The organism is Delftia sp. SD018 (assembly GCF_017355445.1).
Lineage (GTDB): Bacteria > Pseudomonadota > Gammaproteobacteria > Burkholderiales > Burkholderiaceae_C > Comamonas > Comamonas acidovorans.
This window is the reverse complement of record NZ_JADDRN010000008.1, coordinates 81,708-105,312: the sequence shown is the minus strand read 5'-3', so window position 1 is coordinate 105,312 and position 23,605 is coordinate 81,708. Positions and strand designations below refer to the sequence as shown.

Sequence of the window (23,605 nt, the reverse complement as noted above, 5' to 3'; positions counted from 1 at the left end):
GCAGATCCAGATCTCAAATCCGGATCTCAAAAGGGGTCAGCTGCGATTGCGGCCTGAGGTCGGCTCGGCAGGTGCCTCGTCCTTGTCGCTGCGGCGGCGGTCGCTCTGGCCCAGGACCGAAGGCGTGCCTTCCATCTTGTTGGCGCGCATGTATTCGTCCATATCCTTCCAGCCTGCAAACACCAGGGCCTTGGACGATTTGGGGTTGAGCGTGTAGCAATCCTCCAGCCCGCGCAGGGCATGGCGGCACGCCCCGCCGATGGCCTTGGCCTCGGCCTCCTTGGCGACGGTGCGGGGGTCCGGTCCCAGGCCCGGAATATCATCCAGCTTGCAGCCGGCGAGCAGCGTGGGCAGCAGCAGGATGGCGAAGGTGCGGGGAAGATTAGGCATGGTCATCTTGAGGAGATTATCGGCAGGCCTCGGAAGAAGTTGAGTCCGCTTTGCACAAATGATGATCCCGGACATGCAAAAGGCCTCCCGAAGGAGGCCTCTGGTGTGCAGCAGGGAAGGCGAAGCCTTCCGCGTGCGGCATCAGTCGCGTTCGCCGCCCATGATGCCCAGCAGGGCCAGCAGGCTCTGGAACACGTTGAACAGGTCCAGGTACAGAGCCAGCGTGGCGCTGATGTAGTTGGTCTCGCCGCCGTCCATGATCTGCTTGAGGTCATAGAGCATGTAGGCGCTGAAGATGCCGATGGCCGCCACCGAGATCGCCATCATGCCGGCCGTGGAGCCGATGAAGACGTTGATGATGGAGCCCACGAACAGCACCAGCACGCCGACGAACAGGAACTTGCCCATGCCCGACAGGTCGCGCTTGATCACCGTGGCCAGCGAGGCCATGACCAGGAACACGCCGGCCGTGCCTGCAAAGGCGGTCATGATCAGCTCGGAGCCGTTCTTGAAGCCCAGGATCATGCCGATCATGCGCGACAGCATCAGGCCCATGAAGAACGTGAAGCCCAGGAGCACGGGAATGCCGGCTGCCGAGTGCTTTGTCTTCTCGATGGCGAACATGAAGCCGAAGGCGCCGCCCAGGAAGACGATGAGCCCCAACCCGCCGCTCAGCGAGCGCGTGATGCCCGTGGCCACGCCCAGCCAAGCGCCCAGCACGGTGGGGAGAAGACTCAGGGCCAGCAGCCAGTAGGTGTTGCGCAATACGCGATTGCGCTCTTGCTGCGAGACACCGTAGCCCGCAGAGCCCAGTGTGGTGACTTGATCATTCATGTGGCCAGTCCTCCGAAGGAGTGTTGTTGCGACTTGCCCATTCTAGGTGGCGGCTTGCGCGCGACTTGCAATACCCCGAGCCGCCGCCATGGTTTGGTTTCGAATGTTTTGTTCTGCGCATGCATTGTCAGTCCTCATACGATTGCTATGCTTATAGGACATTTGTGATGGAATGGATAATTGGAATCTTATGAAGACCAAGCATGAACTCGAACTGGCCGACGTGAAGGCCATTGCCGCCGCCGCAGAAGCCGAGGCGCTGAAGAACAAGTGGGCCGTGACCATTGCCATCGTCGATGACGGCGGCCACCTGCTGTGGCTGCAGCGCCTGGATGGCGCCGCCGCCGTGTCGGCCCACATCGCTCCGTCCAAGGCCCGCTCGGCGGCCCTGGGCCGCCGCGATACCAAGGGCTATGAAGACATGATCAACAACGGCCGCACGGCCTTCCTGAGCGCGCCCACGCTGGACGGCCTGCTCGAAGGTGGCGTGGCCATCATGAAGGACGGCCAATGCCTGGGCGCCGTGGGCGTCAGCGGCGTCAAGGCCAGCGAGGATGCGCAGGTTGCCAGCGCCGGCATCGCTGCTCTGGGCCTGTAATAGCCCTTGTGCACCCATGCTGCGTGAATCGGTCCCTGGGGACTGATCCATGCAACCAAGAAAAAGCCCCTGTGCCGATGGACAGGGGCTTTTTCTTTGGTCAATCTGCGCTGCAGCACGGGGAAAAAATGCTTGGCTACGCAAAATCCGAAGATTTTGTTGGCTGGCTAATCGACCTCTGAGACTGGAAGTCCCAAGGTCGCCCCACGATGAAACGAAGAAGCCGCCGGTCGGGCATCCGACGACGGCCGGAATCTTGCTTATTTGGTCAGGATGAGCTTGCCCAGCTTTGTGGCCTGCAGGCGGTAGGGCGTGCCGTTGTGCACGATGGTCACAGCCTTTTGTCCATTGAGCAGCAAGGTGCTGTCGAGTCCGCTGGCGGCCCCGGTCAGGGCTGCAGATGCTGCGGCCTGCAGCGCTGCAAAGGCCTGGGCGTTGGAGTTGCCGGACAGATGCGAGGTGGCGGCGGAAGTGGCAGACATGCAGGGAATTCCTCAAAAATTGGAAAGTTTTGTGAATGATAACAATTCTCAATTAAAAATCAAGTGAGACTTACTCGCATTGTGGTTTCTGGGACCAGTCCTATCCCTGCGACTCGATGCACTGCCAACGCAAAGAGAATGAAAAACGGCCCCGAAGGGCCGTTGTCGTTGATCGCCAGGCAAGGAATGCCTGCCACGGCCTACTTGGCCGGGTCCGTCACGAAGCCGATCTTGCGCACGCCTGCACGCTGTGCGGCGGCCATGGCCTGGGCCACGCGCTCGTAGCGCACTTCCTTGTCACCCTGGATATGCAGGTCAGGTTGCGGCTCCTTGGCCGCCTCGGCCTTGAGGTTCTCCTCGAACTGCGTATCGCTGACGGCAACGCCATTCCAGTGGTACTGGCCATCGGCGGAGACGGCTAGGCGCACGGTGGCGGGCTTGACGTCCTCTGGCTGGTTGGTGGCGCGGGGCAGGTCCACGTTCACCGAATGCTTCATCACCGGCACGGTGATGATGAAGATGATCAGGAGCACCAGCATGACGTCGACCAGCGGCGTCATGTTGATCTCGTTCATTACCTCTTCGCCGTCATCGTCCATTGTTCCGAATGCCATGGCTTACGCGCCTTTCTTCAGCGGCAGCACGTTGCCGGCTTCCTTGCCGTCGATGGACACGCGGGCGCCGGTCACGAAGTAGGCGTGCATGTCGTGGGCAAAGCTGTTGAGGGCGTTGAGGATGGACTTGTTGCCACGCACCACGGCGTTGTAGCCGAGCACGGCGGGAATCGCCACGGCCAGGCCCAGGGCGGTCATGATCAGCGCTTCACCGATGGGGCCCGCGACCTTGTCGATCGAGGACTGGCCGGACAGGCCGATGGCGACCAGCGCGTGGTAGATGCCCCAGACGGTGCCGAACAGGCCGATGAAGGGAGCGGTCGAGCCCACGGAGGCCAGAATGGCCAGGCCCGATTGCAGGCGGGCGGTGAATTCGCTGATGCCGTTGCGCATGCAGCGGGTCACCCAGTCGCTGATGTCCAGCGTGTCATGCAGGTGGGCGCTGGTCTTGCGGTGGTGGGCGGTGGCTTCGCGGCCTTCGAGCACCAGGTAGCGGAAGGGGTTGGAGCGGTCATTGCCCAGCTTTTCCAGGCCGCTGGCCAGGTCGGGGCTGTGCCAGAAGTCCTGGGCGTTGCGCGCCAGCTTCTTGAACTTCACGATGTCCAGGGCCTTGATGATCATCACGAGCCAAGAGGCCACCGACATGGCCAGCAGGATGATGGCGACGGCACGGGTGACGAAGTCTCCCTGCGTCCAGACGTGGGCAATGCCGAATTGGGAATCCATGGATACTCCTGAGAATCAATTGAGGGTGAATTTGACCGGGACGGTGACCCACATGGGGGTTGGCGTGCCGTTGCTCTTGCCGGGGACGAATTTCCAGTTCTTGACGCCGTCCACGGCCTGCTGGTCCAGACGGTCGTAGCCGCTGGATTTGCTGACCTCGATCTTTTGAGGCAGGCCTTGCGCGTCCACGAAGATGCGCAGCGTGACCGTTCCCTGTTCCCCCATGCGTCTGCTGATGGCGGGGTAGTTGGGGGCCGGGTTGTTGAGGTAGGCCGCGTTGTTGGACGGCAATTCGATCTTGGGCGGAGCCGGTGGTGCCGGCGGCGCCCGCATTGGCCAGCCCCCAGAGTACGGGGCGGCCTATCAGAACCGCCGTCGCCCCGAGGGCGATCGCCTTGAGCACGTCTGTGCCGCGCCGTATGCCCCCGTCGGCCAGCAAGGGGAGCTCGTGGCCCGCGCCGCGCACGGCCCTGGCCACGCGGGCTAGGGCTGTTGCCGTGGCCGGTGCGGTGTCCAGCGTGCGCCCTCCATGGTTGGAGACGATGATGCCCGCTACTCCCAATCTCGCGGCCTGCAGCGCATCGGCCGGGTGGAGCACTCCCTTGAGCAGCAGCGGCAGTCGTGTCTGCTGCTGCAGCCAGGCGACGTCATCCCAGGTAGGGGCATGGTGGAGCAGGCCGTCGAACAGGGGGCTATGGCCTGATGCGAGTTGCATGGCTGCAAGTGGCGCCATCCCCTGCAGATTGACGGCCGACACTCCCGGCGGAAGACAAAAGCGCGCGCGGCGTTCACGGTCCCGCACACCGCTGGTGGGCGCGTCCACCGTCAGCACCAGCGCTTCGTAGCCTGCGGCCTCTGCGCGCTTGATCAGTTGCGTGGTGAAGCCACGGTCATGCTGCAGATAGAGTTGGAACCACAAAGGGCCATGGCCCGGCGTGAGCCGTGCGGCCTGTGCCACTGTCTCCAGCGGCAGGCTGGCCTGTGTGCTGAGCACCATGCCCGCGCCCAGCGCCGCAGCGGCATAGGCCGTTGCAAGCTCTGCGTCCTCATGGGCCATGCGCTGGAAGGCCATGGGGGCCACCAGCAGCGGGCAGGCCAGCTCCCTGCCCAGCAACTGCAGCCGGGTATGGCCGCCTGCAAGGGGGCGGAGCACGCGCGGCCACAGTGTGAGCGCGTCCCAGGCGCTGCGGTTGGCCGCAAGACTGCGCTCATCGGCCGCGCCGCCCGAGAAATAGGCCCAGGCGTTGTCGTCCATCCGCTGCCGCGCATGCGCCTCGTGGTCGGCCAGATTGATGATGCCGTCGGGAACGGCTTGCAGCGCGGGCACTTGGCTCATGGCATTGGAATGTTGTCGGTGTGCAGCATCTCCGGCAAGAAGAGGAGGTGGCATCCCGGAAAAAAGAAAAGCCGGCCCAGGGGGCCGGCTTTCATCCGTCGTGGCGCAGGCCCGAGGATTACTTGACGTGCTTGCCGATCAGGCCAGCCATCTCGAACATCGAGACTTGGGGCTTGCCGAACACTTCCTTGAGCTTCGCGTCGGCGTTGATCATGCGCTTGTTGGCAGCGTCTTGCAGCTTGTTGGCCTTGATGTAGACCCACAGCTTGCTGATGATCTCGGTGCGGGGCAGGGGAGTGGAACCCACCACGGCAGCCAGAGCGGGGCTGGGGGTGAGGGGTTTCATGAAGGCGGCGTTGGGAGTGCGCTTCTTTGCGGGAGCTGCCGGAGCAGCCGTTGCCTTCTTTGCAGTTGCCATGTTGCTTGTTCCTAGTATGGAGTGGATTCTTTACCAGCGAAAAACCGTCGCTATCCACTGGCAGGCTGATGCTAATGGGAAAAAAACGCTCTTCCAAGCTTACCCGTCAAATTTTTGCCTCGATTTGTTGCTGTGGCGCTGTTTTTTGAGGAGTTTTTGCATTCTGGCTCGCTTTCGAGGGGCGCACTGGCAGGTTGGCCGTCGGCGGCAGCGTCTTCAGAGGGGGCTGGCACCGCTCGCGGAAGGGTGTTGTGCAAGGCGTTTTCTGCCCGGCCAGGTGGCCACGAGAATGCCCAGCAGGGCGATCGCAAAGGCCAGCGCCTGCATGGATGTGACCCGTTCGCCCAGCACGCACATGCCGACCACGGCAGCGCTGATCGGCAGCAGTACCGTAAAGGTGCCGGCCTGGGAGGCTGGCACGTTGCGCAAGCCTGTCATCCACAACCACACGGTCCACACGCAGGCGGCAAGGGCGTAGAACAGCAACAGACCCCAGATGCTCCATGCCACGCTGCCGAAGTCGAAGCGCCACGCCAGATACAGCCCGAAGGGCGTAGACAGCGCAAATCCCCAGAGATTGACGATGGATGTGATGCGCTTGGGCCCCAGGGACGTGGTCAGGCGCTTGCCGATGACGGCGTAGAACGCCTCGCAAAGCACGGCACCGACCAGCAGCATCTGCCCCAGCCACGCCTGCGGTGAGGCTGATGCTGCCGAGGCGGCGCCAGCGTCCGGGCGGGACAGTGCATACAGGCCGATGCCCGCCACGGCCAGCGCGATGGCCAGCCAGGTGCGCGCAGCCACGCGCTCGCGCAGAAACAGCCAGCTCATCAAGGCCACGGCAGCAGGGATGGCAGCCATGGTCACGCCGGCCGTGACGGCGCTCGTCAGGCTCACGCCAGTCACCATGCAGATGGTGAAGAGAAAGTTGCCGAACAGCGACTCAAGAAACAGCAGGCCCTGCGTGCGCCGAGACAGGGGTGGCTCGTCAGTCGGCTTGCGCAGCCAGCGCAGCATGGCGATGGCCCCGATGCCAAAGCGCAGCCAGGCCAGCAGGAGCACTGGAAAAATGGCCGCCAGAGGCTTGGAGAGGGCGACATAGCTGCCGACCAGGGACATGCTCAGCGCCAGGCAGGCATAGGCAGATCTGCGATGGGAGGTGTTCACGGCAAGTGCAGGTTTGAGAGGCGGGAGCGCCACCTGAACGCGCGATGGTACCTGTGAGCGCGTCCGGTGTGCGTGACATGTGCCTGTCGCGGACGCTTGCCATGCTGTGGTGACTTTTCATGGCATGGAATTCATGTTTTGCATTGTGAAATATTGAAATGCTGCAATGCGTCAATTTTTCTCAATACGAGAAATGTGATTTCATATTGAAAAATATGAAAATAACTCGTTGATTTATATGATGAAAAATTTAGTCTTGTATAAGACACAAGATGTTGATGAGGTCTTCTATAAGACTTAAATTTGATCCCAAGGCCGACGCAAGAAAGCCGCTTGTTTCAACCACCTCCCAGGAGAGCAACATGCCCCAATCCCTGACCCAGCAACTGAGCCGTGAACAGCAGATTTCCGCCCTTGAGAAAGACTGGGCGCAGAACCCCCGTTGGAAGGGCGTCAAGCGCGGCTACAGCGCCGCCGACGTGGTGCGTCTGCGCGGCAGCCTGCAGCCCGAGTACACGCTGGCCCAGCGTGGCGCGGAACTGCTCTGGGACAGGATCAACGGCGGTGCCAAGAAAGGCTATGTGAATGCCTTTGGCGCCATCTCCGCAGGCCAGGCCATGCAACAGGCCAAGGCTGGCCTGGAAGCGGTGTACCTGTCGGGCTGGCAGGTGGCTGCCGATGGCAACACCAGCGAAACCATGTACCCCGACCAGTCGCTGTACGCCTATGACTCGGTGCCCACCATGGTGCGCCGCATCAACAACACCTTCAAGCGTGCCGACGAAATCCAGTGGGGCCGTGGCATCAACCCCGGCGACAAGGAGTTCATCGACTACTTCCTGCCTATCGTTGCCGATGCGGAAGCCGGTTTTGGCGGCGTGCTCAACGCGTTCGAACTGATGAAGAACATGATTGCCGCTGGCGCAGCCGGCGTGCACTTCGAGGACCAACTGGCTGCCGTGAAGAAGTGCGGTCACATGGGCGGCAAGGTTCTGGTGCCCACCCAGGAAGCCGTCGAGAAGCTGATCTCCGCCCGCTTTGCCGCTGACGTGATGGGCGTGCCTACCATCGTGCTGGCCCGCACCGATGCTGAAGCCGCCAACCTGATCACCTCCGATCACGACGCCAACGACAAGCCGTTCCTGACCGGCGAGCGCACACAGGAAGGCTTCTACCGTGTCCGCAATGGCATGGAGCAGTCCATCAGCCGCGGTGTGGCCTATGCGCCCTATGCCGACCTGGTGTGGTGCGAAACCGGCGTGCCCGACATCGGCTTTGCCCGCGAGTTCGCCCAGGCCGTGCATGCCGCCTGCCCAGGCAAGCTGCTGAGCTACAACTGCTCGCCTTCGTTCAACTGGAAGAAGAACCTCAACGACAGCCAGATCGCCTCCTTCCAGGAAGACCTGTCTGCGCTGGGCTACAAGTTCCAGTTCATCACGCTGGCCGGCATTCACATCAACTGGTTCAACACGTTCAAGTTTGCCCACGCCTACGCCAACGGCGAAGGCATGAAGCACTACGTGAACATGGTGCAAGAGCCCGAATTCGCAGCCCGCGAACAAGGCTACACCTTCGTGTCGCACCAGCAGGAAGTGGGCGCAGGCTACTTCGACGACGTGACCACGGTGATCCAGGGTGGCTCGTCCAGCGTCAAGGCACTGACCGGCTCCACGGAAGAGGAGCAATTCCACTGAAGCGCGGCTTCGGTGAGTGCAACTTCAGGTAGATAGGGGTGAAGAAGCGTCCGGGGCCTTGTGCTTCGGGCGCTTTTTCTTTGCTGGGGTTAAAATGGCGGAAGTTTTCAATTGACAACAACTGACAAGGGCGAGAAAGGCATCATGGTTATGACACCGCGAACTACATCGGAGATGTACACCGGCCGCTAGCGGCTGGCGGTTCGCGCCTGCACGAGATTCACTCGACCCCAAGAAAGCGCGGACCTGGCTCCGCGCTTTTTGCTTTTGGGGGATGCGCGCCCCCTGAGAAATATTTTAGGAATCCCATGATCCACATTACGCTTCCCGATGGTTCGCAACGTGAGTACCCCGGCCCGGTCACCGTGGCCGAAGTGGCCGCATCCATAGGCACGGGCCTTGCCAAGGCTGCACTGGCTGGCAAGGTTGGCACGGGCGACGACGCCAAGGTGGTGGACACCAGCTTCGTCATCGACAAGGACATGCCCTTGTCCATCGTGACGGCCAAGGACGCCGATGGCCTGGAGGTGATCCGCCATTCCACGGCCCACTTGCTGGCCTATGCGGTCAAGGAACTGTTCCCGGAGGCCCAGGTCACCATCGGTCCCGTGATCGAGAACGGCTTCTACTACGACTTCTCGTACAAGCGCCCCTTCACGCCCGAGGACCTGGTTGCCATTGAAAAGCGCATGGCCGAACTGGCCGCCAAGGACGAGCCCGTGGTGCGCCGCGTGCTGCCGCGCGACGAGGCCGTTGCGTACTTCAAGGGCATCGGCGAGAACTACAAGGCCGAGATCATCGCCAGCATCCCCTCCAATGAGGATGTGAGCCTGTACCGCGAAGGCAGCTTCGAGGATCTGTGCCGCGGCCCGCACGTGCCCAGCACCGGCAAGCTCAAGTTCTTCAAGCTGATGAAGGTGGCTGGCGCCTACTGGCGTGGCGACCATCGCAACGAGATGCTGCAGCGCGTATACGGCACGGCCTGGGCATCGAAGGACGACCTGCAGCAGTACCTGCACATGCTGGAGGAGGCTGAAAAGCGCGACCACCGCAAGCTGGGCCGCGAACTGGACCTGTTCCACATCGACGAGCATTCGCCGGGCACCGTGTTCTGGCACCCGAAGGGCTGGTCCCTGTGGCAAGAGGTCGAGCAGTACATGCGCCGCGTGTACCGCGACAACGGCTATCAGGAAGTCAAGGGTCCGCAGATCCTGGACAAGACCCTGTGGGAGAAGACGGGTCACTGGGACAAGTACCGCGAAAACATGTTCACGACCGAGTCGGAAAAGCGCGACTACGCGCTCAAGCCGATGAACTGCCCTGGCCACATCCTGATCTTCAAGCAGGGCATCAAGAGCTACCGCGACCTGCCGCTGCGCTACGGCGAATTCGGCCAGTGCCACCGCAACGAGCCCACGGGCGGCCTGCACGGCATCATGCGCGTGCGCGGCTTCACGCAGGATGACGGCCACGTCTTCTGTACCGAAGACCAGATCCAGCCCGAGGTGCTGGCCTTCACCACGCTGCTGCAAAAGGTCTACGCGGACTTCGGCTTCAGCGACATCATCTACAAGGTCGCCACGCGCCCCGAGGCGCGCATCGGCTCCGATGAAAGCTGGGACAAGGCAGAAGCTGCGCTGATCAACAGCCTGGAGGCTTCGGGCTGCGAGTACGTGATCTCGCCCGGCGATGGCGCGTTCTACGGCCCCAAGATCGAGTACACGCTCAAGGACGCCATCGGCCGCCAGTGGCAGTGCGGAACCATCCAGGTGGATTTCTCCATGCCCGAGCGCCTGGATGCGGAGTACGTGGGCGAGGATGGCGACCGCCATCGCCCCGTGATGCTGCACCGTGCCATCGTCGGCAGCCTGGAGCGTTTCATCGGCATTCTCATCGAGCAGCACGCTGGCGCCATGCCGACGTGGCTGGCTCCCGTGCAGGCCGCCGTGCTCAATATCACCGACGCGCAGGCGGACTATGTGCGGGAAGTCGCACAAAAGCTGCAAAAAGCATTTCCGAATCAAGGCCTTAGGGTGGCGACAGATCTGCGCAACGAAAAGATTACGTATAAAATACGGGAGCATTCGTTGCAAAAGCTGCCTTACATCCTTGTTGCTGGCGACAAGGAGAAGGCCGCTGGTGCAGTGGCAGTGCGCGCACGGGGCAACAAGGACCTCGGTGTGATGTCGGTTGATGCGTTCATTGAACTCGTGGCCAAGGACATCGCGGCGAAGGCCTGATGGAGCATCTCCAAAGGCGGTAGCCGCTTGCGTGTACTGCACACAAGCGGCTACGCTGTTGTAGCAACTTAAATCCAAGGGTGAGAACCATAGCTACTGAATTTCGTGATCGGCGCCACCGTGAAGAGCGCAAGCATCGTCTCAACCGTGAAATCATGGCGCCTGAAGTGCGTCTGTCCGGCCCGGAGAACGAGCCGCTGGGCATCGTGCCTCTGCAGGAAGCGCTGCGCATGGCGGGCGAGCTGGACGTGGATCTGGTGGAAATTGCCGCCACTGCCACTCCACCTGTCTGCCGGTTGATGGACTATGGCAAGTTCAAGTACCTTGAACAGAAGAAGGCTGCCGAAGCCAAGGCCAAGCAGACCGTCATCGAAATCAAGGAAGTGAAATTCCGCCCTGGTACCGACGACGGCGACTACAACATCAAGCTGCGCAACATCCGCCGTTTCCTGGCCGATGGTGACAAGTGCAAGATCACGCTGCGGTTCCGCGGCCGTGAAATCACGCACCAGCAGATTGGTCTGGATCTGCTGAACCGTCTGCGTGACGATCTGGCGGATTCCATCCAGGTGGAGCAGTTCCCCAAGCTGGAAGGCCGCCAGATGGTGATGATGATCGCCCCTGCGCGCAAGAAGCCCACAGCTGGCGGCAAGCCGGCAGAAGTTTCTGCTGCACCTGCGGTGGCTGATAAGGCATAATCGCGGTTTCGCCCTTCGTTGAGGGGCGACAGAATTTGCAGGCCGTGCGCGAGTTGATTGCGCTGGGCGTGCGATGCAAGGGACATGGTTTCCATGTCCCTTGTTCTTGCCGGCCTCCGGGCTGGCACAGAAGTGTCTCGGGGCCAGCAAGTGCGCGCAGTGTTGCGAGCCGCCTCACGAGCACAAACAACAGGAGCATTCAAATGCCCAAAATGAAGACCAAGAGCAGCGCGAAGAAGCGTTTTCGCGTTCGTCCCGGTGGCACCGTCAAGCGCGGTCAAGCCTTCAAGCGTCACATCTTGACCAAGAAGACCACCAAGAACAAGCGTCACCTGCGTGGTGCAGTGTCTGTGCATGAGACCAACATGGGCTCTATCGCACAAATGCTGCCGATGGCTGGCCTGTAATTCACTGACGAACAAGGAGAAAACACATGCCTCGCGTCAAACGTGGTGTAACGGCCCGCGCCCGTCACAAAAAAGTTCTGGCCCTTTCCAAGGGTTTCCGCGGCCGCCGCGGCAATGTCTTCCGCATCGCCAAGCAGGCGGTGATGAAGGCTGGGCAATATGCCTACCGTGACCGCCGTGCCAAGAAGCGCGTGTTCCGCCGTCTGTGGATCGCCCGTATCAACGCCGCTGCACGTGAACTGGGCCTGACATACAGCCAGTTCGCCAACGGCCTGAAGAAGGCAGCCATCGAGATCGACCGCAAGATGCTGGCCGATATCGCGGTGCACGACAAGGCTGCGTTTAGCAGCATCGTTGATCAAGTCAAGGCCAAGCTGGCTGCTTGAGATAACGGTCTGCGGCCATCCTCGTGATGGTCTGCAGCGCAAACAGCAAGGGCTAGGGCTTGAAAAGGCTGCTAGCCCTTGTTTCTTTTCACAGTCGATAAAGAGTCGATATGAACGAGTTGGATTCTCTGGTCGAGAGCGCGCAGCAGCTGTTCGCGCAGGCACAAACCCCCGCTGATCTGGAAAACGCCAAGGCGCAGTTTCTGGGCAAGTCGGGCAAGGTGACCGAGCTCATGAAGGGCATGGCGCAGCTTTCCGTCGAAGAGAAGAAGTCGCGCGGAGCCGCCATCAACGTGGCCAAGCAAGGCATCGAGGCCGCGCTGACCGCGCGCCGCAAGGCCCTGGCCGATGCCGAACTGCAGGCCCACCTGAAGGCCGAGGTGCTGGATGTGACCTTGCCGGGCCGTCGCCGCGGGCAGGGCGGCCTGCACCCCGTGTCGCTGACGCTGGAGCGCATCGAGGGCATCTTCGGCTCCATGGGCTTCGATGTGGCCGAGGGCCCCGAGATCGAGTCCGACTGGTTCAACTTCACGGCGCTGAACACGCCTGAAGACCATCCCGCCCGTTCCATGCACGACACCTTCTACGTGGAAGGCGGCACGGAACAGGCTCCCAATCTGCTGCGCACGCACACCAGCCCGATGCAGGTGCGCCACGCTGTGCAGCACGTCAAGAAATACCGTGAGCGGCTGGACGCCGGCCAGGGCATGCCCGAGATCCGCGTGATCGCGCCGGGCCGCACCTACCGCGTGGACAGCGATGCCACGCACTCGCCCATGTTCCACCAGTGCGAAGGCCTGTGGATCGGTGAGAACGTCAGCTTCAAGGACCTGAAGGTGGTCTTCACCGACTTCTGCAAGACCTTCTTCGAGAGCGACGACCTGGTGCTGCGCTTCCGTCCCAGCTTCTTCCCCTTCACCGAGCCCAGCGCCGAGATCGACATCCAGTTCCAGAGCGGCCCGCTGGCCGGCCGCTGGCTGGAAGTGGCTGGCTCCGGCCAGGTGCACCCCAACGTGGTGCGCAACATGGGGCTGGACCCCGAAAAGTACATCGGCTTTGCCTTTGGCATGGGGCCTGACCGCCTGACCATGCTGCGCTATGGCGTCAACGATCTGCGACTGTTTTTTGACGGCGATATCCGCTTCCTGTCGCAATTCCGTTGATCCGGCTGCAAGCCTTCGCCAAAGAGTCCGCCAGCGCCACGGCGCGCGGACTGAACCAACGCCAAAGAGTCTGATATGCAATTTCCCGAATCCTGGCTGCGCGAGTTCTGCAATCCGCCGCTGACCACCCAAGAACTGGCCGACACCCTGACCATGGCCGGCCTGGAGGTGGAGGAGCTGGAGCCCGTGGCGCCGCCGTTCACCAAGATCGTCGTCGGTGAGATCAAGGCTGCCGAGCAGCATCCCAATGCCGATCGCCTGCGCGTGTGCCAGGTCGATGTGGGCGGACCCGAGCTGCTGACCATCGTCTGCGGCGCGCCCAACGCGCGCGTGGGCATCCGCGTGCCCTGCGCCACGGTGGGCGCCGAGCTGCCGCCCGGTGAAGATGGCAAGCCTTTCCTGATCAAGATCGGCAAGCTGCGCGGTGTGGAGAGCTTCGGCATGCTGTGCTCGGCACGCGAGCTCAAGCTGTCCGAGGATCATGGCGGCCTGATGGAGCTGCCGCTGGACGCGCCCCTGGGCCAGAACATCCGCGAGTACCTGAACCTGGATGACACGCTGCTCACGCTCAAGCTCACGCCCAATCTGGCGCATTGCCTGAGCGTCTACGGCGTGGCGCGCGAAGTGGCTGCGCTGACCGGCGCGCCGCTCAAGCCCCAGTCGTTCACGCCTGCCGCCGTGGGCGTGCAGGACAGGCTGGCCGTGAAGATCGAGGCGCCCGACCTGTGCGGCCGCTTCTCGGGCCGCGTGGTGCGCAATGTCAACACCCAGGCGAAGACGCCGCAGTGGATGGTCGATCGCCTGGCGCGCTGCGGCCAGCGCAGCGTGGCGCCGCTGGTGGACATCTCCAACTATGTGATGTTCGAGCTGGGCCGTCCTTCGCACATCTTCGACCTGGACAAGATCCACGGCGGCCTGCAGGTGCGCTGGGGCAAGGAAGGCGAGCAGCTCAAGCTGCTCAACGGCAACACCGTCACCGTGGATGGACAGGTGGGCGTGATCGCCGATGAGCGCGAAGTCGAGTCGCTGGCCGGCATCATGGGCGGCGACGCCACGGCCGTGTCCGACGACACGCGCCACATCTACATCGAGGCCGCATTCTGGTGGCCCAAGTCGATTGCCGGCCGTTCGCGCCGCTACAACTTCTCCACCGATGCGGGCCACCGCTTCGAGCGGGGTGTCGATCCCGAACTGACGGTCGAGCACATCGAGCGCATCACCGAGCTGGTGCTGCAGATCTGCGGCACGCCCGAGACCGTCTGCGGCCCCATCGACGACCAGCAGGCCAACATGCCCCAGCCCAAGCCCGTCACGCTGCGCGTGGCGCGTGCGGCCAAGGTCATCGGCATGCCGCTCACGCAGCAGCAGTGCCACGATGCGCTGGCCGGCCTGGGCCTGCCGGTGGAGCAGGGCGATGGCGTGCTCACCGTCACGCCGCCCAGCTTCCGCTTCGACATCAACATCGAGGAAGACCTGATCGAGGAAGTGGCGCGCATGGTGGGTTACGAGAACCTGCCCACGACCAAGCCGCTGGCGCCCATTGCGCCCAAGCTGCGCGCCGAAAACCGCCGCAGCCAGTTCGCCGTGCGCCGCGCGCTGGCCGATCTGGGCTACCAGGAAACCATCAACTTCAGCTTTGTGGAAGCCGCGTGGGAGAAGGATCTGGCCGGCAACGCCAATCCCATCCAGCTGCTCAACCCCATCGCAAGCCAGCTCAGCGTGATGCGCTCCAGCCTCATCGGCTCGCTCATGCAGGTGCTCAAGTTCAATGCCGACCGCAAGGCCGAGCGCGTGCGCGTGTTCGAGCTGGGCCGTGTCTTCCTCAAGGATGACAGCGTTGTTGACAGCGACACCACGGTCAAGGGCTTCTACCAGCCCATGCGCGTGGCGGGCCTGGCCTGGGGTGCTGGAGAACAGCTGCAATGGGGCCGCGCCGAAGCCAAGGTGGACTTCTACGACGTCAAGGGCGATGTCGAGGCGCTGCTGGCGCCGCGCAAGCCCGTGTTCGAGCCGGCCGAGCATCCGGCCATGCACCCGGGCCGCTGCGCGCGCGTGCTGCTCGATGGTCAGTCCATCGGCTTCATCGGCGAGCTGCATCCCCAGTGGCGCCAGCAATGGGATCTGGCCCAGGCGCCTGTGCTGTTCGAGCTGGAGCTCGATGCCGTGCTGGCGCGCGAGGTGCCGGTGTTCAAGCCCGTGGCCAAGCACCAGGCCGTGGAGCGCGACATTGCCGTGGTCGTGAACGAAAAGGCCACGCATGCCCAGCTGATGCAGGCGGTGGAAGCTGCCCAGACCGGCGGCCTGCTGCGCTCCGCCGTGCTGTTCGATGTGTTCCGCCCCAAGGCGCTCAAGGCCGGCGAGACAGCGGCACCGGGCGCGCTGGCGCAGGACGAAAAGAGCCTGGCCGTGCGCCTGACGCTGGGCCATGACGACAGCTCGCTGACCGATGTGCAGATCGAACAGGCCGTGCAGGCCGTGCTCGAGCAGCTGCAGCAACGCCTGGGCGCGCGCCTGCGCGCCTGATGGAAGGCCCATGCCGTGAAAGGAGATCCCGTGATGGAACTGACGGTGGAAAGTCTTGATTCGCCCGCGCTGACCAAGGCGCAGCTGGCGGACCTGCTGTTCGACGAGATCGGCCTGAACAAGCGCGAATCCAAGGAAATGGTGGATGCGTTCTTCGAGCTGATCTCGCAAAGCCTGGTGACGGGCGAGGATGTGAAGCTGTCGGGCTTCGGCAACTTCCAGATCCGCACCAAGGCACCGCGTCCGGGGCGCAACCCGCGCACGGGCGAGGCCATTCCGATCGAGGCGCGCCGCGTCGTGACCTTCCATGCGAGCAGCAAGCTCAAGGAGCAGATCCAGGAAGGCACGACGGGCTCCGCGTCCTGAAGGGTCGCCCCCCGGGGCCCGGCTTGCCGTGGCCCAGCTGTCGTCAGCCTGTCTGCCTTGCGGTGGATGGGCTGTTTTTACGACAGGGTGCTGGCCTGCAAGCGAGCTGTGCAGTAGGCTCGGCCTTCTTCCCGGATCGGCGTCCGCGCACCAGCGGCATTGCACATCCTGACCTCATCCACATTTGCCATGGCTTCACTTCTGCCCCAGATTCCCGCCAAGCGCTACTTCACCATCGGTGAGGTCGCGGATCTGTGCGACGTCAAGCCGCATGTGCTGCGCTATTGGGAGCAGGAGTTCACGCAGCTGCGTCCCATGAAGCGGCGCGGCAATCGCCGCTACTACCAGCACCACGAAGTGCTCATGATCCGGCGCATCCGTGAGCTGCTGTACGAACAGGGCTTCACCATCAACGGCGCGCGCAACCGCCTGCGTGAGGCCTCGGGGTCTGCCGTGGTTCCCGCGCTGCAGGCCGGTGTCGTGGTGTCGGCGCCGGCTGCCGCGCCGCTGCTCGGCGGCGATGCCGCGGCCAGCGTTCCGCTGGAACCGGAGGCCGTGCGCGAGGAGCTTTTGCAGATTCGTGCGCTGCTTTCTATTTGAGAGCAAAAAGCTGTATATAATTGAATTCTTCGGCGTGTAGCGCAGCCTGGTAGCGCACTTGCATGGGGTGCAAGGGGTCGCGAGTTCGAATCCCGCCACGCCGACCATAAATGAATACGGACCACAGCTTCTGGCTGTGGTCCGTTTTTCTTTGTGCCATTGCCAACCGCTACCAACCGCTGAAGGGGAGCGGCCGTTGCGCAGAGATCAGCCCTGGGCGCAGGTTGCAAGCAGCCATTGCCGGAAGGCTGCCAGCGCCGGCAGTGTCGCGTTCCTCTCGGGATAGACCAGGTAGTAGCTGCGCTGGCTGGGGATGGCGTCTCCCACCACGTGCAGCTCACCGCGCGCTATCTCCTCTTCCACCAGCACCCGTGGCACCAGGCCCACGCCCATGCCTGCCAGCACGGCCTGTATCAGGTGCGAGGTCAGCTCGAAGCTCGGCCCTATCCGCATCTGCCGGTGATCGAGCCGATAGTGCGTGAACCACTCGCTCCAGGCCTGCCGGTTGCTGGCCACCGTGAGCAGCACCTGCTGGCCCGCCCAGTCCGGCGAGGCTGCTGCCTGCCCGGCCTGCTGCAGCGCCTGCGGGCTGGCCACCGCCACCAGAAACTCGTGGTACAGGCGATGTGCGGTCAGCCCGGGCCAGTCTCCCGTGCCCACGGTGATGGCGGCGTCTATCTCTGCGCTGTCGAAATCGATATCGCCGATGCGCGAGTGGATGTGCATCGTCACCCCGGGCTGCGCCTGGTAGAAGCCATGCAGGTGCGGCAGCAGCCATTTGGAGCCGAAGGTGGGCAGGGTGGCCAGATTGAGGGTGCCACCGCCGGACTGGCGTGACATGGCCTGCAGGGTGGCGCTGCGTATGCGGCCCAGCGCGGCGCCCAGGTCGATGAAGTAGCGGCGCCCCACGTCGGTCAGGCGCACCGTGCGGCCCTCGCGGCGGAACAGGCTGATGCCCAGCTGCGCCTCCAGCGTCTGCACCTGCCGGCTGATGGCGCTCTGGCTGAGCGACAGCTCCTCGGCCGCACGCGCATAGCTTTCGTGGCGCGCGGCCGCCTCGAAGACCAGCAGCAGGGACATGGAGGGCGTCAGGCGTCGGTAATTCATGAGTTTTATGCAGTGTTTACGGCAGCAATTTTCGTTTGTTCCAGAGGAAGAGTGTAGAGATACTTGCGGCCATGGTCGGCCTGAAATCGTGTATTGCATGCATGGGTTTCCTGGGCTGATCGCCTGCAACAAAACTCCCCACCTTGCCCTCCATGTCGATTGCCCCACTGCCCCACGCCGGCGCCCCCGTGCCTGCCCAATACCTTGAGTTTCTTGAAGCACTGAAGGCCGCCGGCTTCGAGGGCGACGTGGACACGGACCATGCCAGCCGCACCGTGCTGGCCACGGACAACTCCATCTACCAGCGCATGCCGCAGGCGGCCATCTACCCGCGTCACGCCGAGGATGTGGCCAGGGCGGCGCAGGTGCTGGCGCGGCCTGAGTTCCGCGATGTGGTGCTGACACCGCGCGGCGGCGGCACGGGCACGAACGGGCAGTCGCTCACGCATGGCGTGACCATGGACTTGTCGCGGCACATGAACGGCATCCTCGAAATCAATGCCGAGCAGCGCTGGGTGCGCGTGCAGGCCGGCGTGGTCAAGGACCAGCTCAACGCCGCGCTCAAGCCATACGGGCTGTTCTTTGCCCCCGAGCTGTCCACCTCCAACCGCGCCACCATCGGCGGCATGATCAACACCGATGCCAGCGGGCAGGGCAGCTGCACCTATGGCAAGACGCGCGACCACGTGCTGGCGCTGGACTTCGTGCTGCTCGGCGGCGAGCGCCTGCACAGCGTGCCGCTGGATGCCGAGGCGCTGGAGCGCATGTGCGCCGATTCGGGCCGCATCGGCAAGGTGCACCGCACGGCACGGCGCATCAGCGAGGACCAGGCGGAGTTGATCGAGGCCAGATTCCCCAAGCTCAACCGCTGCCTCACCGGCTATGACCTGGCCCATCTGCGCGAAGGCGACGGGCGCTTCAACCTCAACAGCGTGCTGTGCGGCGCCGAAGGCTCGCTGGGCTTCGTGGTGGAGGCGCGGCTCAACGTGCTGCCCATTCCCCGCTACTCGGTCCTGGTCAACGTGCGCTATGCGGGCTTCATGGATGCGCTGCGCGATGCGCGCGCGCTGATGGCGCACCGGCCGCTGTCCATCGAGACGGTGGATTCCAAGGTGCTGTTGCTGGCCATGAAGGACTTCGTCTGGAGCAGCGTGGCCGAGTACTTCCCGCAGGACGGCCAGCGCCCTACGCTGGGCATCAACCTGGTGGAATTCAGCGGCGACGATCCGCAGGAGGTCGATGGCCGCGTGCAGGCCTTCCTCGGCCACCTGGGCGCCGACGCCTCGGTGGAGCGGCTGGGCCACACGCTGGCGGCCGGCAATGCGGCGGTGCACCGCGTCTATGCCATGCGCAAGCGCGCCGTGGGCCTGCTGGGCAACGTGGCGGGCGAGGCGAGGCCCCAGCCCTTTGTCGAAGACACGGCCGTGCCGCCCGAGAACCTGCCCGAGTTCATTGCCGAGTTCCGCGCGCTGCTGGACAGCCACGGCCTGCAGTACGGCATGTTCGGCCACGTCGATGCCGGCGTGCTGCATGTGCGCCCCATCCTGGACATGAAGAACCCCGTGGACGCCGCCCTGGTGCGCCCCATCTCCGACGCGGTGGCCGAACTCACGCAGCGCCATGGCGGCCTGCTGTGGGGCGAGCATGGCAAGGGCCTGCGCTCCGAATATGTGCCGGCCTTCTTCGGCGAGCTGTATCCCTCGCTGCAGCAGCTCAAGGCCGCCTTCGACCCGCACAACCAGCTCAACCCCGGCAAGATCGCCACGCCGCCGGCCAGCAAGACCTTGCTGCTCAAGGTGGACGGCGTCACCACGCGCGGCGAGCTGGACCGGCAGATCGACGAGCGCGTATGGCAAAGCTATGGCGCGGCCATGCACTGCAACGGCAATGGCGCCTGCTACAACTTCGATCCGGACGATGCCATGTGCCCTTCCTGGAAGGCCACGCGCCAGCGCGTGCATTCGCCCAAGGGCCGGGCCTCGCTGATGCGCGAATGGCTGCGCCTGCAGGGGCAGGCCGGCGTGAACGTGCTGGAGGTCGCGCAGCAGCCCCAGCCCTTCCTGTCCAGCCTGGCCGCGCGCTGGCGCAACAGCCGCGCGGCGCGCCGCGGCGAGGCCGATTTCTCGCACGAGGTCTATGACGCCATGGCCGGCTGCCTGGCCTGCAAGTCCTGCGCCGGGCAATGTCCCGTCAAGGTCAACGTGCCCGAATTCCGCTCGCGCTTTCTGGAGCTCTACCACCGCCGCTACCTGCGGCCCGTGCGCGACTACCTGATCGGCTCGCTGGAGTTCACCATGCCGTGGCTGGCGCGCATGCCCGCGCTCTACAACGGGGTGATGGGCTCGCCATGGATGCGCGATGTGCTCAGCCGTCGCATCGGCATGGTCGATGGCCCGCTGCTGAGCCGGCTGGACCTGGCAGCCACCTTGCGGCAATGGAAGGTGCGCGCGGCCGATGCCCAGGCGCTGGCTGCGCTCACGCCCGAGCAGCGCGCACGCAGCGTGGTCATCGTGCAGGACAGCTTTACCCGCTACTTCGAGACCGGCCAGGTGCAGGTGCTGATCGAGCTGGCGGCGCGCCTGGGATTCCAGGTCTGGCTGGCGCCGCTGCTGCCCAATGGCAAGCCGCTGCATGTGCAGGGATTCATGGGCGCCTTTGCCAAGGCGGCCATCCGCAATGCCGCGCAGCTGGCGCAACTGGCGCAGTCCGGCGTTGCGCTGGTGGGGCTGGACCCGGCCATGACGCTGGCCTATCGGCAGGAATACCTCAAGGTGCCGGGCATGGGCGAGGTGCCGAAGGTCGCGCTGCCCCAGGAGTGGCTGCTGCAGGTGCTGCCCGAGGCAGTGACCAGCGTGGCCAGCGTGGCCTACCGGCTGCTGCCGCACTGCACTGAAAAGACCAACGCGCCCGACAGCGGCAAGCAGTGGACGCAGCTTTTCGAGCGACGGGGGCTGCGCCTGAGCGTGGAGGCGACGGGCTGCTGCGGCATGTCGGGCACCTACGGGCATGAGGCGCGCAACCTCGAAACCTCCAAGACCATCTATGCCCAGTCATGGGAGAAACAGATCGAGAGCAAGCAGAACCTGGGCGAGCCGCTGGCCACCGGCTATTCCTGCCGCAGCCAGGTCAAGCGACTGTCTGCACGCCAGCTGCGCCATCCGTTGGAGGCCTTGCTGGACCACGTGCGCGCCACGCATCAGGGGTGAGAAGATGCGGGGGCTGATCGTCGCCATTTCAGGAATTTGCAGACATTTTTGAAAAATCTCTGCGTTTTCCCTGAAGGCCTGTTTTTAGTCCCTATAATTCAATGCTTCGGCGTGTAGCGCAGCCTGGTAGCGCACTTGCATGGGGTGCAAGGGGTCGCGAGTTCGAATCCCGCCACGCCGACCAAAACGCAAAGCTCCTGACGGAAACGTCAGGAGCTTTTTGCTTTGTGCGTTCGTTTTTTTGCGCGTTCGATTTTGCGCGCGATGGCGCCTTGCCGCGAAGAGCAAGGGCATGTGCAAGTGCAGCTTCGCCAGGCAGGTCCATCACGGATGGCGAGGGCAGCCAGCGCATGAAAAGTCCATGCACCGCGAAGATGCGCGTCCCGGTCTGGGCACGTAAAACCTGCACCTACAATGGCGTCTTTTGTAACTGACGATTTCTTCCTGGTCTCGCACATGATGGATGGACTGATTACCGGCAGACTCACCGGTACGCCCGAACACCGCAGCGACCGCAATCGGCGCCCCTTCATGGTGGCCCGCGTGCGTTCCGAGGCATCCGATGGCACCTCCATCCCGGTCAACGTGGTTGCATTCGATGCCCAGGCCTGCGAGGTGCTGCGCAATCTGATCGAAGGCGATGCCGTGGCGCTGCGTGGCAGCTTCACGCCCAAGGTCTGGATAGACCGCCAGGAACAACCCCACCCTGTGCTGGACGTCGTGGCCCACCAGGTAATGGCAACGCCCGAGTTCCAGGACCGCTGACGCCCGCGCTGCGGCGCCGGTTGTGAGCTACTGAAAAAACTGTCTAGCCGCAGTGTGCCGGTACGGCCGCCGCGCGCTGTGTTGGCGCTACAGTGTGCGCCTGTGTTTTTGACAGGTTACAAGGAACCGCATCCATGCCCACCAAGCGCCATTTCCTCCGCCGCACGCTCACGGCCGCCGCGATTGCCAGCACCGCCGCCATGACCCTGCTGGCCATGCCCGCGCAGGCGCAGGACAAGCCCATCAAGGTCGGCGTCACGGCCGGCCCGCACGCCCAGATCATGGAGCAGGTCAAGAAGGTCGCCGAGAAGAACGGCCTGAAGATCCAGATCGTGGAATTCGGCGACTACGTGCAGCCCAATGCCGCGCTGTCTGCCGGTGACCTGGACGCCAACAGCTACCAGCACCGCCCCTACCTCGACGCCCAGGTGCGCGACCGCGGCTACAAGATCGGCTGGGTGGCCGACACGGTGAATTTCCCCATCGGCATCTATTCCAAGAAGATCAAGCAGCTGGCCGACCTGCCCCAGGGCGCCAAGTTCGGCATCCCCAACGATCCCACCAACGGTGGCCGCGTGCTGCTGCTGCTGCAGGCCCAGGGCCTGATCAAGCTCAAGGAAAGCGCGGGCCTGAAGGCCACGCCGCTGGACGTGGTCTCCAACCCCAAGAAGCTGCGCTTCGTGGAGCTGGACGCAGCCCAGCTGCCACGCTCGCTGGATGACCTGGACGCCTCGGCCATCAACACCAACTTCGCGATCTCGGCGGGCCTGAACCCCAAGACCGATGCCATTGCGCAGGAAAACGCCAAGAACCCCTATGTGAACATCCTGGTCGCGCGCGATGCCGACAAGGGCAAGCCCTGGGTGGCGCAGCTGATCAAGGCCTACCACTCCGATGAAGTGCGCCAGTTCATCGATGTGCAGTTCAAGGGATCGGTGATTCCTGCGTTTTGAAGAACGCACCCCCTGAGGCGCTGACGCGCCTTCCCCCTCTCTACCCGCTTCGCGGGGGAGGGGGACGACACCCTCGGTGCGGGGCGGCGCGGCCGGCGTAGGCCCTTCCTCGGTGTCCCCCGGGTTGGGCCTTGGTGGTGCCATCGCCATGACCCGTACTAGTGGGCGCGAGCTCGCAAAGCTGCCGATTTCGGCAGCTTTTTTTATTCTCCCAGCACTCTGAAGTATTCGGTCAGCGGTGCGCGGGTGGTCTGGGTTCGGTTGACGGGGGCGGCCTCGTCGGGCCAGCCCAGGGCCAGGCCGCAGACGATGTGCTCGCCGGGCGCAAGGTCGAGCACGCGGCGCACGGTGTCGGGGTAGGAGGCCAGGGCGCCGATGGCGCAGCTGCCCAGGCCCTGGGCGGCTGCGGCCATTTGCAGGCCGTACAGGGTCATGCCCAGGTCCATGTAGCCGCCTGCGCCGAAGCGGGCGTCGATGCTCACGACCAGGGCCACGGGCGCGTCGAAGAAGCGGTAGTTGCGGCCGAACTGCGCGTCGCGCCCTGCGCGGTCCTCGCGGGCCACGCCCAGGGCGCTGTACAGGGCCTGGGCCGACGCCACCTGGCGCTTGCGCAGCGCCATGGGCATGGGGCGGGGGAAGTAGCCGTAGTCCTCGCGCTCAGGTGCTCCGCCTTGCCAGTCGGCCAGCAGCGCCTGTGTGAGTGCGCCGCGCAGGCTGCCGCGCACCTGGATGAACTGGCCGGGCTGCAGGTTGCCGCCGCTGGGCGCCCGGCGGGCCGATTGCAGCAACTGGTGCAGCAGCGCGTCCGGCACGGGATCGGGCCGGTAGGCGCGCACGGAGCGGCGCGCGTGCACCAGGGCTTCATGCGCATCGCCAAAGGGAAGGGTGTCGGACGGTGGGTTGGCGGACATGGGAAATGCGGAGTCCATGGA

22 protein-coding genes, 2 tRNA genes and 2 pseudogenes are annotated in these 23,605 nt (G+C 63.9%); 15 read left to right on the top strand and 11 right to left on the bottom strand.

Going from position 1 to position 23,605, the window contains the following annotated elements; genetic code table 11:
• Positions 1-36: 36 nt before the first annotated feature.
• Both INR38_RS10590 and INR38_RS10585 read right to left on the bottom strand, forming a co-directional pair.
• Positions 37-396, bottom strand: a complete 360-nt coding sequence (locus tag INR38_RS10590; RefSeq protein WP_198820203.1) for a hypothetical protein — start codon at positions 394-396, stop codon at positions 37-39.
• A 135-nt stretch (positions 397-531) separates the two neighbouring features.
• A complete protein-coding gene (locus tag INR38_RS10585) occupies positions 532-1,224 on the bottom strand; it encodes a Bax inhibitor-1/YccA family protein (protein WP_012206426.1) in 693 nt (230 codons plus the stop codon).
• 190 nt (positions 1,225-1,414) lie between these two features.
• Between INR38_RS10585 and INR38_RS10580 the strand changes: the two genes are divergently transcribed.
• Positions 1,415-1,822: a heme-binding protein gene (locus tag INR38_RS10580; protein WP_063325750.1), complete on the top strand. Its 408-nt coding sequence runs from the start codon at positions 1,415-1,417 to the stop codon at positions 1,820-1,822.
• A gap of 260 nt (positions 1,823-2,082) precedes the next feature.
• Here the strand turns inward: INR38_RS10580 and INR38_RS10575 are convergent, their stop codons facing one another.
• The 7 genes and pseudogenes from INR38_RS10575 to INR38_RS10545 form a co-directional block, all read right to left on the bottom strand.
• Positions 2,083-2,304, bottom strand: a complete 222-nt coding sequence (locus INR38_RS10575) for a hemin uptake protein HemP (protein WP_012206424.1) — start codon at positions 2,302-2,304, stop codon at positions 2,083-2,085.
• A gap of 200 nt (positions 2,305-2,504) precedes the next feature.
• Complete coding sequence (locus INR38_RS10570; RefSeq protein ID WP_013801671.1) at positions 2,505-2,918, bottom strand: biopolymer transporter ExbD; 414 nt, start codon at positions 2,916-2,918, stop codon at positions 2,505-2,507.
• 3 nt (positions 2,919-2,921) lie between these two features.
• A complete protein-coding gene (locus INR38_RS10565; protein WP_207443366.1) occupies positions 2,922-3,644 on the bottom strand; it encodes a MotA/TolQ/ExbB proton channel family protein in 723 nt (240 codons plus the stop codon).
• 15 nt (positions 3,645-3,659) lie between these two features.
• Positions 3,660-3,971, bottom strand: a pseudogene (locus INR38_RS10560) (energy transducer TonB); the annotation flags it as partial.
• Positions 3,961-4,980 (bottom strand): annotated as a pseudogene (locus INR38_RS10555) (alpha-hydroxy acid oxidase); the annotation flags it as partial. The pseudogenes INR38_RS10560 and INR38_RS10555, both read right to left, overlap by 11 nt.
• 118 nt (positions 4,981-5,098) lie before the next feature.
• The gene (locus INR38_RS10550; protein ID WP_012206418.1) at positions 5,099-5,398 is read right to left on the bottom strand and encodes an SWIB/MDM2 domain-containing protein; all 300 of its coding nucleotides are present in this window, start codon (positions 5,396-5,398) and stop codon (positions 5,099-5,101) included.
• Between the two features lie 216 nt (positions 5,399-5,614).
• The gene (locus tag INR38_RS10545) at positions 5,615-6,565 is read right to left on the bottom strand and encodes a DMT family transporter (RefSeq protein ID WP_207444478.1); all 951 of its coding nucleotides are present in this window, start codon (positions 6,563-6,565) and stop codon (positions 5,615-5,617) included.
• 362 nt (positions 6,566-6,927) lie between these two features.
• Here INR38_RS10545 and aceA point away from each other — a divergent pair, with 362 nt between their 5' ends.
• The 10 genes from aceA to INR38_RS10495 all read left to right on the top strand — a co-directional run bounded on the left by aceA (position 6,928) and on the right by INR38_RS10495 (position 16,749).
• Complete coding sequence (aceA, locus tag INR38_RS10540; protein ID WP_013801675.1) at positions 6,928-8,259, top strand: isocitrate lyase; 1,332 nt, start codon at positions 6,928-6,930, stop codon at positions 8,257-8,259.
• 308 nt (positions 8,260-8,567) lie between these two features.
• Positions 8,568-10,499, top strand: a complete 1,932-nt coding sequence (thrS, locus tag INR38_RS10535) for a threonine--tRNA ligase (RefSeq protein WP_013801676.1) — start codon at positions 8,568-8,570, stop codon at positions 10,497-10,499.
• 80 nt (positions 10,500-10,579) lie between these two features.
• On the top strand, positions 10,580-11,197 hold the full coding sequence (gene infC, locus INR38_RS10530; protein WP_012206414.1) for a translation initiation factor IF-3: 618 nt from the start codon (positions 10,580-10,582) through the stop codon (positions 11,195-11,197).
• Positions 11,198-11,400: 203 nt separating this feature from the next.
• On the top strand, positions 11,401-11,604 hold the full coding sequence (rpmI, locus tag INR38_RS10525; protein WP_012206413.1) for a 50S ribosomal protein L35: 204 nt from the start codon (positions 11,401-11,403) through the stop codon (positions 11,602-11,604).
• 26 nt (positions 11,605-11,630) lie between these two features.
• On the top strand, positions 11,631-11,990 hold the full coding sequence (gene rplT / locus INR38_RS10520; RefSeq protein ID WP_012206412.1) for a 50S ribosomal protein L20: 360 nt from the start codon (positions 11,631-11,633) through the stop codon (positions 11,988-11,990).
• Between the two features lie 110 nt (positions 11,991-12,100).
• Positions 12,101-13,153: a phenylalanine--tRNA ligase subunit alpha gene (pheS, locus tag INR38_RS10515; protein ID WP_012206411.1), complete on the top strand. Its 1,053-nt coding sequence runs from the start codon at positions 12,101-12,103 to the stop codon at positions 13,151-13,153.
• 75 nt (positions 13,154-13,228) lie between these two features.
• A complete protein-coding gene (gene pheT / locus INR38_RS10510; RefSeq protein ID WP_207444479.1) occupies positions 13,229-15,676 on the top strand; it encodes a phenylalanine--tRNA ligase subunit beta in 2,448 nt (815 codons plus the stop codon).
• A gap of 33 nt (positions 15,677-15,709) precedes the next feature.
• Positions 15,710-16,042, top strand: coding sequence for an integration host factor subunit alpha (locus INR38_RS10505; RefSeq protein WP_012206409.1), 333 nt, complete (start codon positions 15,710-15,712; stop codon positions 16,040-16,042).
• Positions 16,043-16,231: 189 nt separating this feature from the next.
• Positions 16,232-16,642: a MerR family transcriptional regulator gene (locus INR38_RS10500; RefSeq protein WP_013801679.1), complete on the top strand. Its 411-nt coding sequence runs from the start codon at positions 16,232-16,234 to the stop codon at positions 16,640-16,642.
• Between the two features lie 30 nt (positions 16,643-16,672).
• Positions 16,673-16,749: transfer RNA gene (locus tag INR38_RS10495), tRNA-Pro, on the top strand.
• A gap of 100 nt (positions 16,750-16,849) precedes the next feature.
• On the opposite strand, the gene INR38_RS10490 is transcribed toward INR38_RS10495, so the two are convergent.
• Positions 16,850-17,848, bottom strand: coding sequence for a LysR substrate-binding domain-containing protein (locus tag INR38_RS10490; protein ID WP_207444480.1), 999 nt, complete (start codon positions 17,846-17,848; stop codon positions 16,850-16,852).
• A gap of 53 nt (positions 17,849-17,901) precedes the next feature.
• On the opposite strand from INR38_RS10490, the gene INR38_RS10485 reads away from it, so the two are divergent.
• The 4 genes from INR38_RS10485 (at position 17,902) to INR38_RS10470 (ending at position 22,673) form a co-directional block, all read left to right on the top strand.
• On the top strand, positions 17,902-20,955 hold the full coding sequence (locus INR38_RS10485; RefSeq protein WP_207444481.1) for an FAD-binding and (Fe-S)-binding domain-containing protein: 3,054 nt from the start codon (positions 17,902-17,904) through the stop codon (positions 20,953-20,955).
• 107 nt (positions 20,956-21,062) lie between these two features.
• Positions 21,063-21,139 (top strand) — tRNA-Pro (locus INR38_RS10480).
• 272 nt (positions 21,140-21,411) lie between these two features.
• Complete coding sequence (locus tag INR38_RS10475) at positions 21,412-21,720, top strand: single-stranded DNA-binding protein (RefSeq protein WP_017407326.1); 309 nt, start codon at positions 21,412-21,414, stop codon at positions 21,718-21,720.
• A gap of 134 nt (positions 21,721-21,854) precedes the next feature.
• Positions 21,855-22,673, top strand: coding sequence for a MetQ/NlpA family ABC transporter substrate-binding protein (locus INR38_RS10470; RefSeq protein WP_012206404.1), 819 nt, complete (start codon positions 21,855-21,857; stop codon positions 22,671-22,673).
• A 203-nt stretch (positions 22,674-22,876) separates the two neighbouring features.
• On the opposite strand, the gene INR38_RS10465 is transcribed toward INR38_RS10470, so the two are convergent.
• A complete protein-coding gene (locus INR38_RS10465; protein ID WP_016453292.1) occupies positions 22,877-23,602 on the bottom strand; it encodes a nitroreductase in 726 nt (241 codons plus the stop codon).
• Positions 23,603-23,605 lie beyond the last annotated feature (3 nt).

Coding starts and splice junctions, on each gene's coding strand:
- INR38_RS10565 (WP_207443366.1), bottom strand. CDS start 3,644: ATGGATTCCCAATTCGGCATTGCCCACGTCTGGACGCAGGGAGACTTC.
- rplT (WP_012206412.1), top strand. CDS start 11,631: ATGCCTCGCGTCAAACGTGGTGTAACGGCCCGCGCCCGTCACAAAAAA.
- INR38_RS10550 (WP_012206418.1), bottom strand. CDS start 5,398: ATGGCAACTGCAAAGAAGGCAACGGCTGCTCCGGCAGCTCCCGCAAAG.
- INR38_RS10590 (WP_198820203.1), bottom strand. CDS start 396: ATGACCATGCCTAATCTTCCCCGCACCTTCGCCATCCTGCTGCTGCCC.
- INR38_RS10505 (WP_012206409.1), top strand. CDS start 15,710: ATGGAACTGACGGTGGAAAGTCTTGATTCGCCCGCGCTGACCAAGGCG.
- INR38_RS10490 (WP_207444480.1), bottom strand. CDS start 17,848: ATGCAATACACGATTTCAGGCCGACCATGGCCGCAAGTATCTCTACAC.
- INR38_RS10500 (WP_013801679.1), top strand. CDS start 16,232: ATGGCTTCACTTCTGCCCCAGATTCCCGCCAAGCGCTACTTCACCATC.
- INR38_RS10470 (WP_012206404.1), top strand. CDS start 21,855: ATGCCCACCAAGCGCCATTTCCTCCGCCGCACGCTCACGGCCGCCGCG.
- INR38_RS10580 (WP_063325750.1), top strand. CDS start 1,415: ATGAAGACCAAGCATGAACTCGAACTGGCCGACGTGAAGGCCATTGCC.
- INR38_RS10575 (WP_012206424.1), bottom strand. CDS start 2,304: ATGTCTGCCACTTCCGCCGCCACCTCGCATCTGTCCGGCAACTCCAAC.
- INR38_RS10485 (WP_207444481.1), top strand. CDS start 17,902: ATGTCGATTGCCCCACTGCCCCACGCCGGCGCCCCCGTGCCTGCCCAA.
- INR38_RS10475 (WP_017407326.1), top strand. CDS start 21,412: ATGATGGATGGACTGATTACCGGCAGACTCACCGGTACGCCCGAACAC.
- pheS (WP_012206411.1), top strand. CDS start 12,101: ATGAACGAGTTGGATTCTCTGGTCGAGAGCGCGCAGCAGCTGTTCGCG.
- INR38_RS10570 (WP_013801671.1), bottom strand. CDS start 2,918: ATGGCATTCGGAACAATGGACGATGACGGCGAAGAGGTAATGAACGAG.
- aceA (WP_013801675.1), top strand. CDS start 6,928: ATGCCCCAATCCCTGACCCAGCAACTGAGCCGTGAACAGCAGATTTCC.
- INR38_RS10465 (WP_016453292.1), bottom strand. CDS start 23,602: ATGGACTCCGCATTTCCCATGTCCGCCAACCCACCGTCCGACACCCTT.
- pheT (WP_207444479.1), top strand. CDS start 13,229: ATGCAATTTCCCGAATCCTGGCTGCGCGAGTTCTGCAATCCGCCGCTG.
- INR38_RS10585 (WP_012206426.1), bottom strand. CDS start 1,224: ATGAATGATCAAGTCACCACACTGGGCTCTGCGGGCTACGGTGTCTCG.
- rpmI (WP_012206413.1), top strand. CDS start 11,401: ATGCCCAAAATGAAGACCAAGAGCAGCGCGAAGAAGCGTTTTCGCGTT.
- thrS (WP_013801676.1), top strand. CDS start 8,568: ATGATCCACATTACGCTTCCCGATGGTTCGCAACGTGAGTACCCCGGC.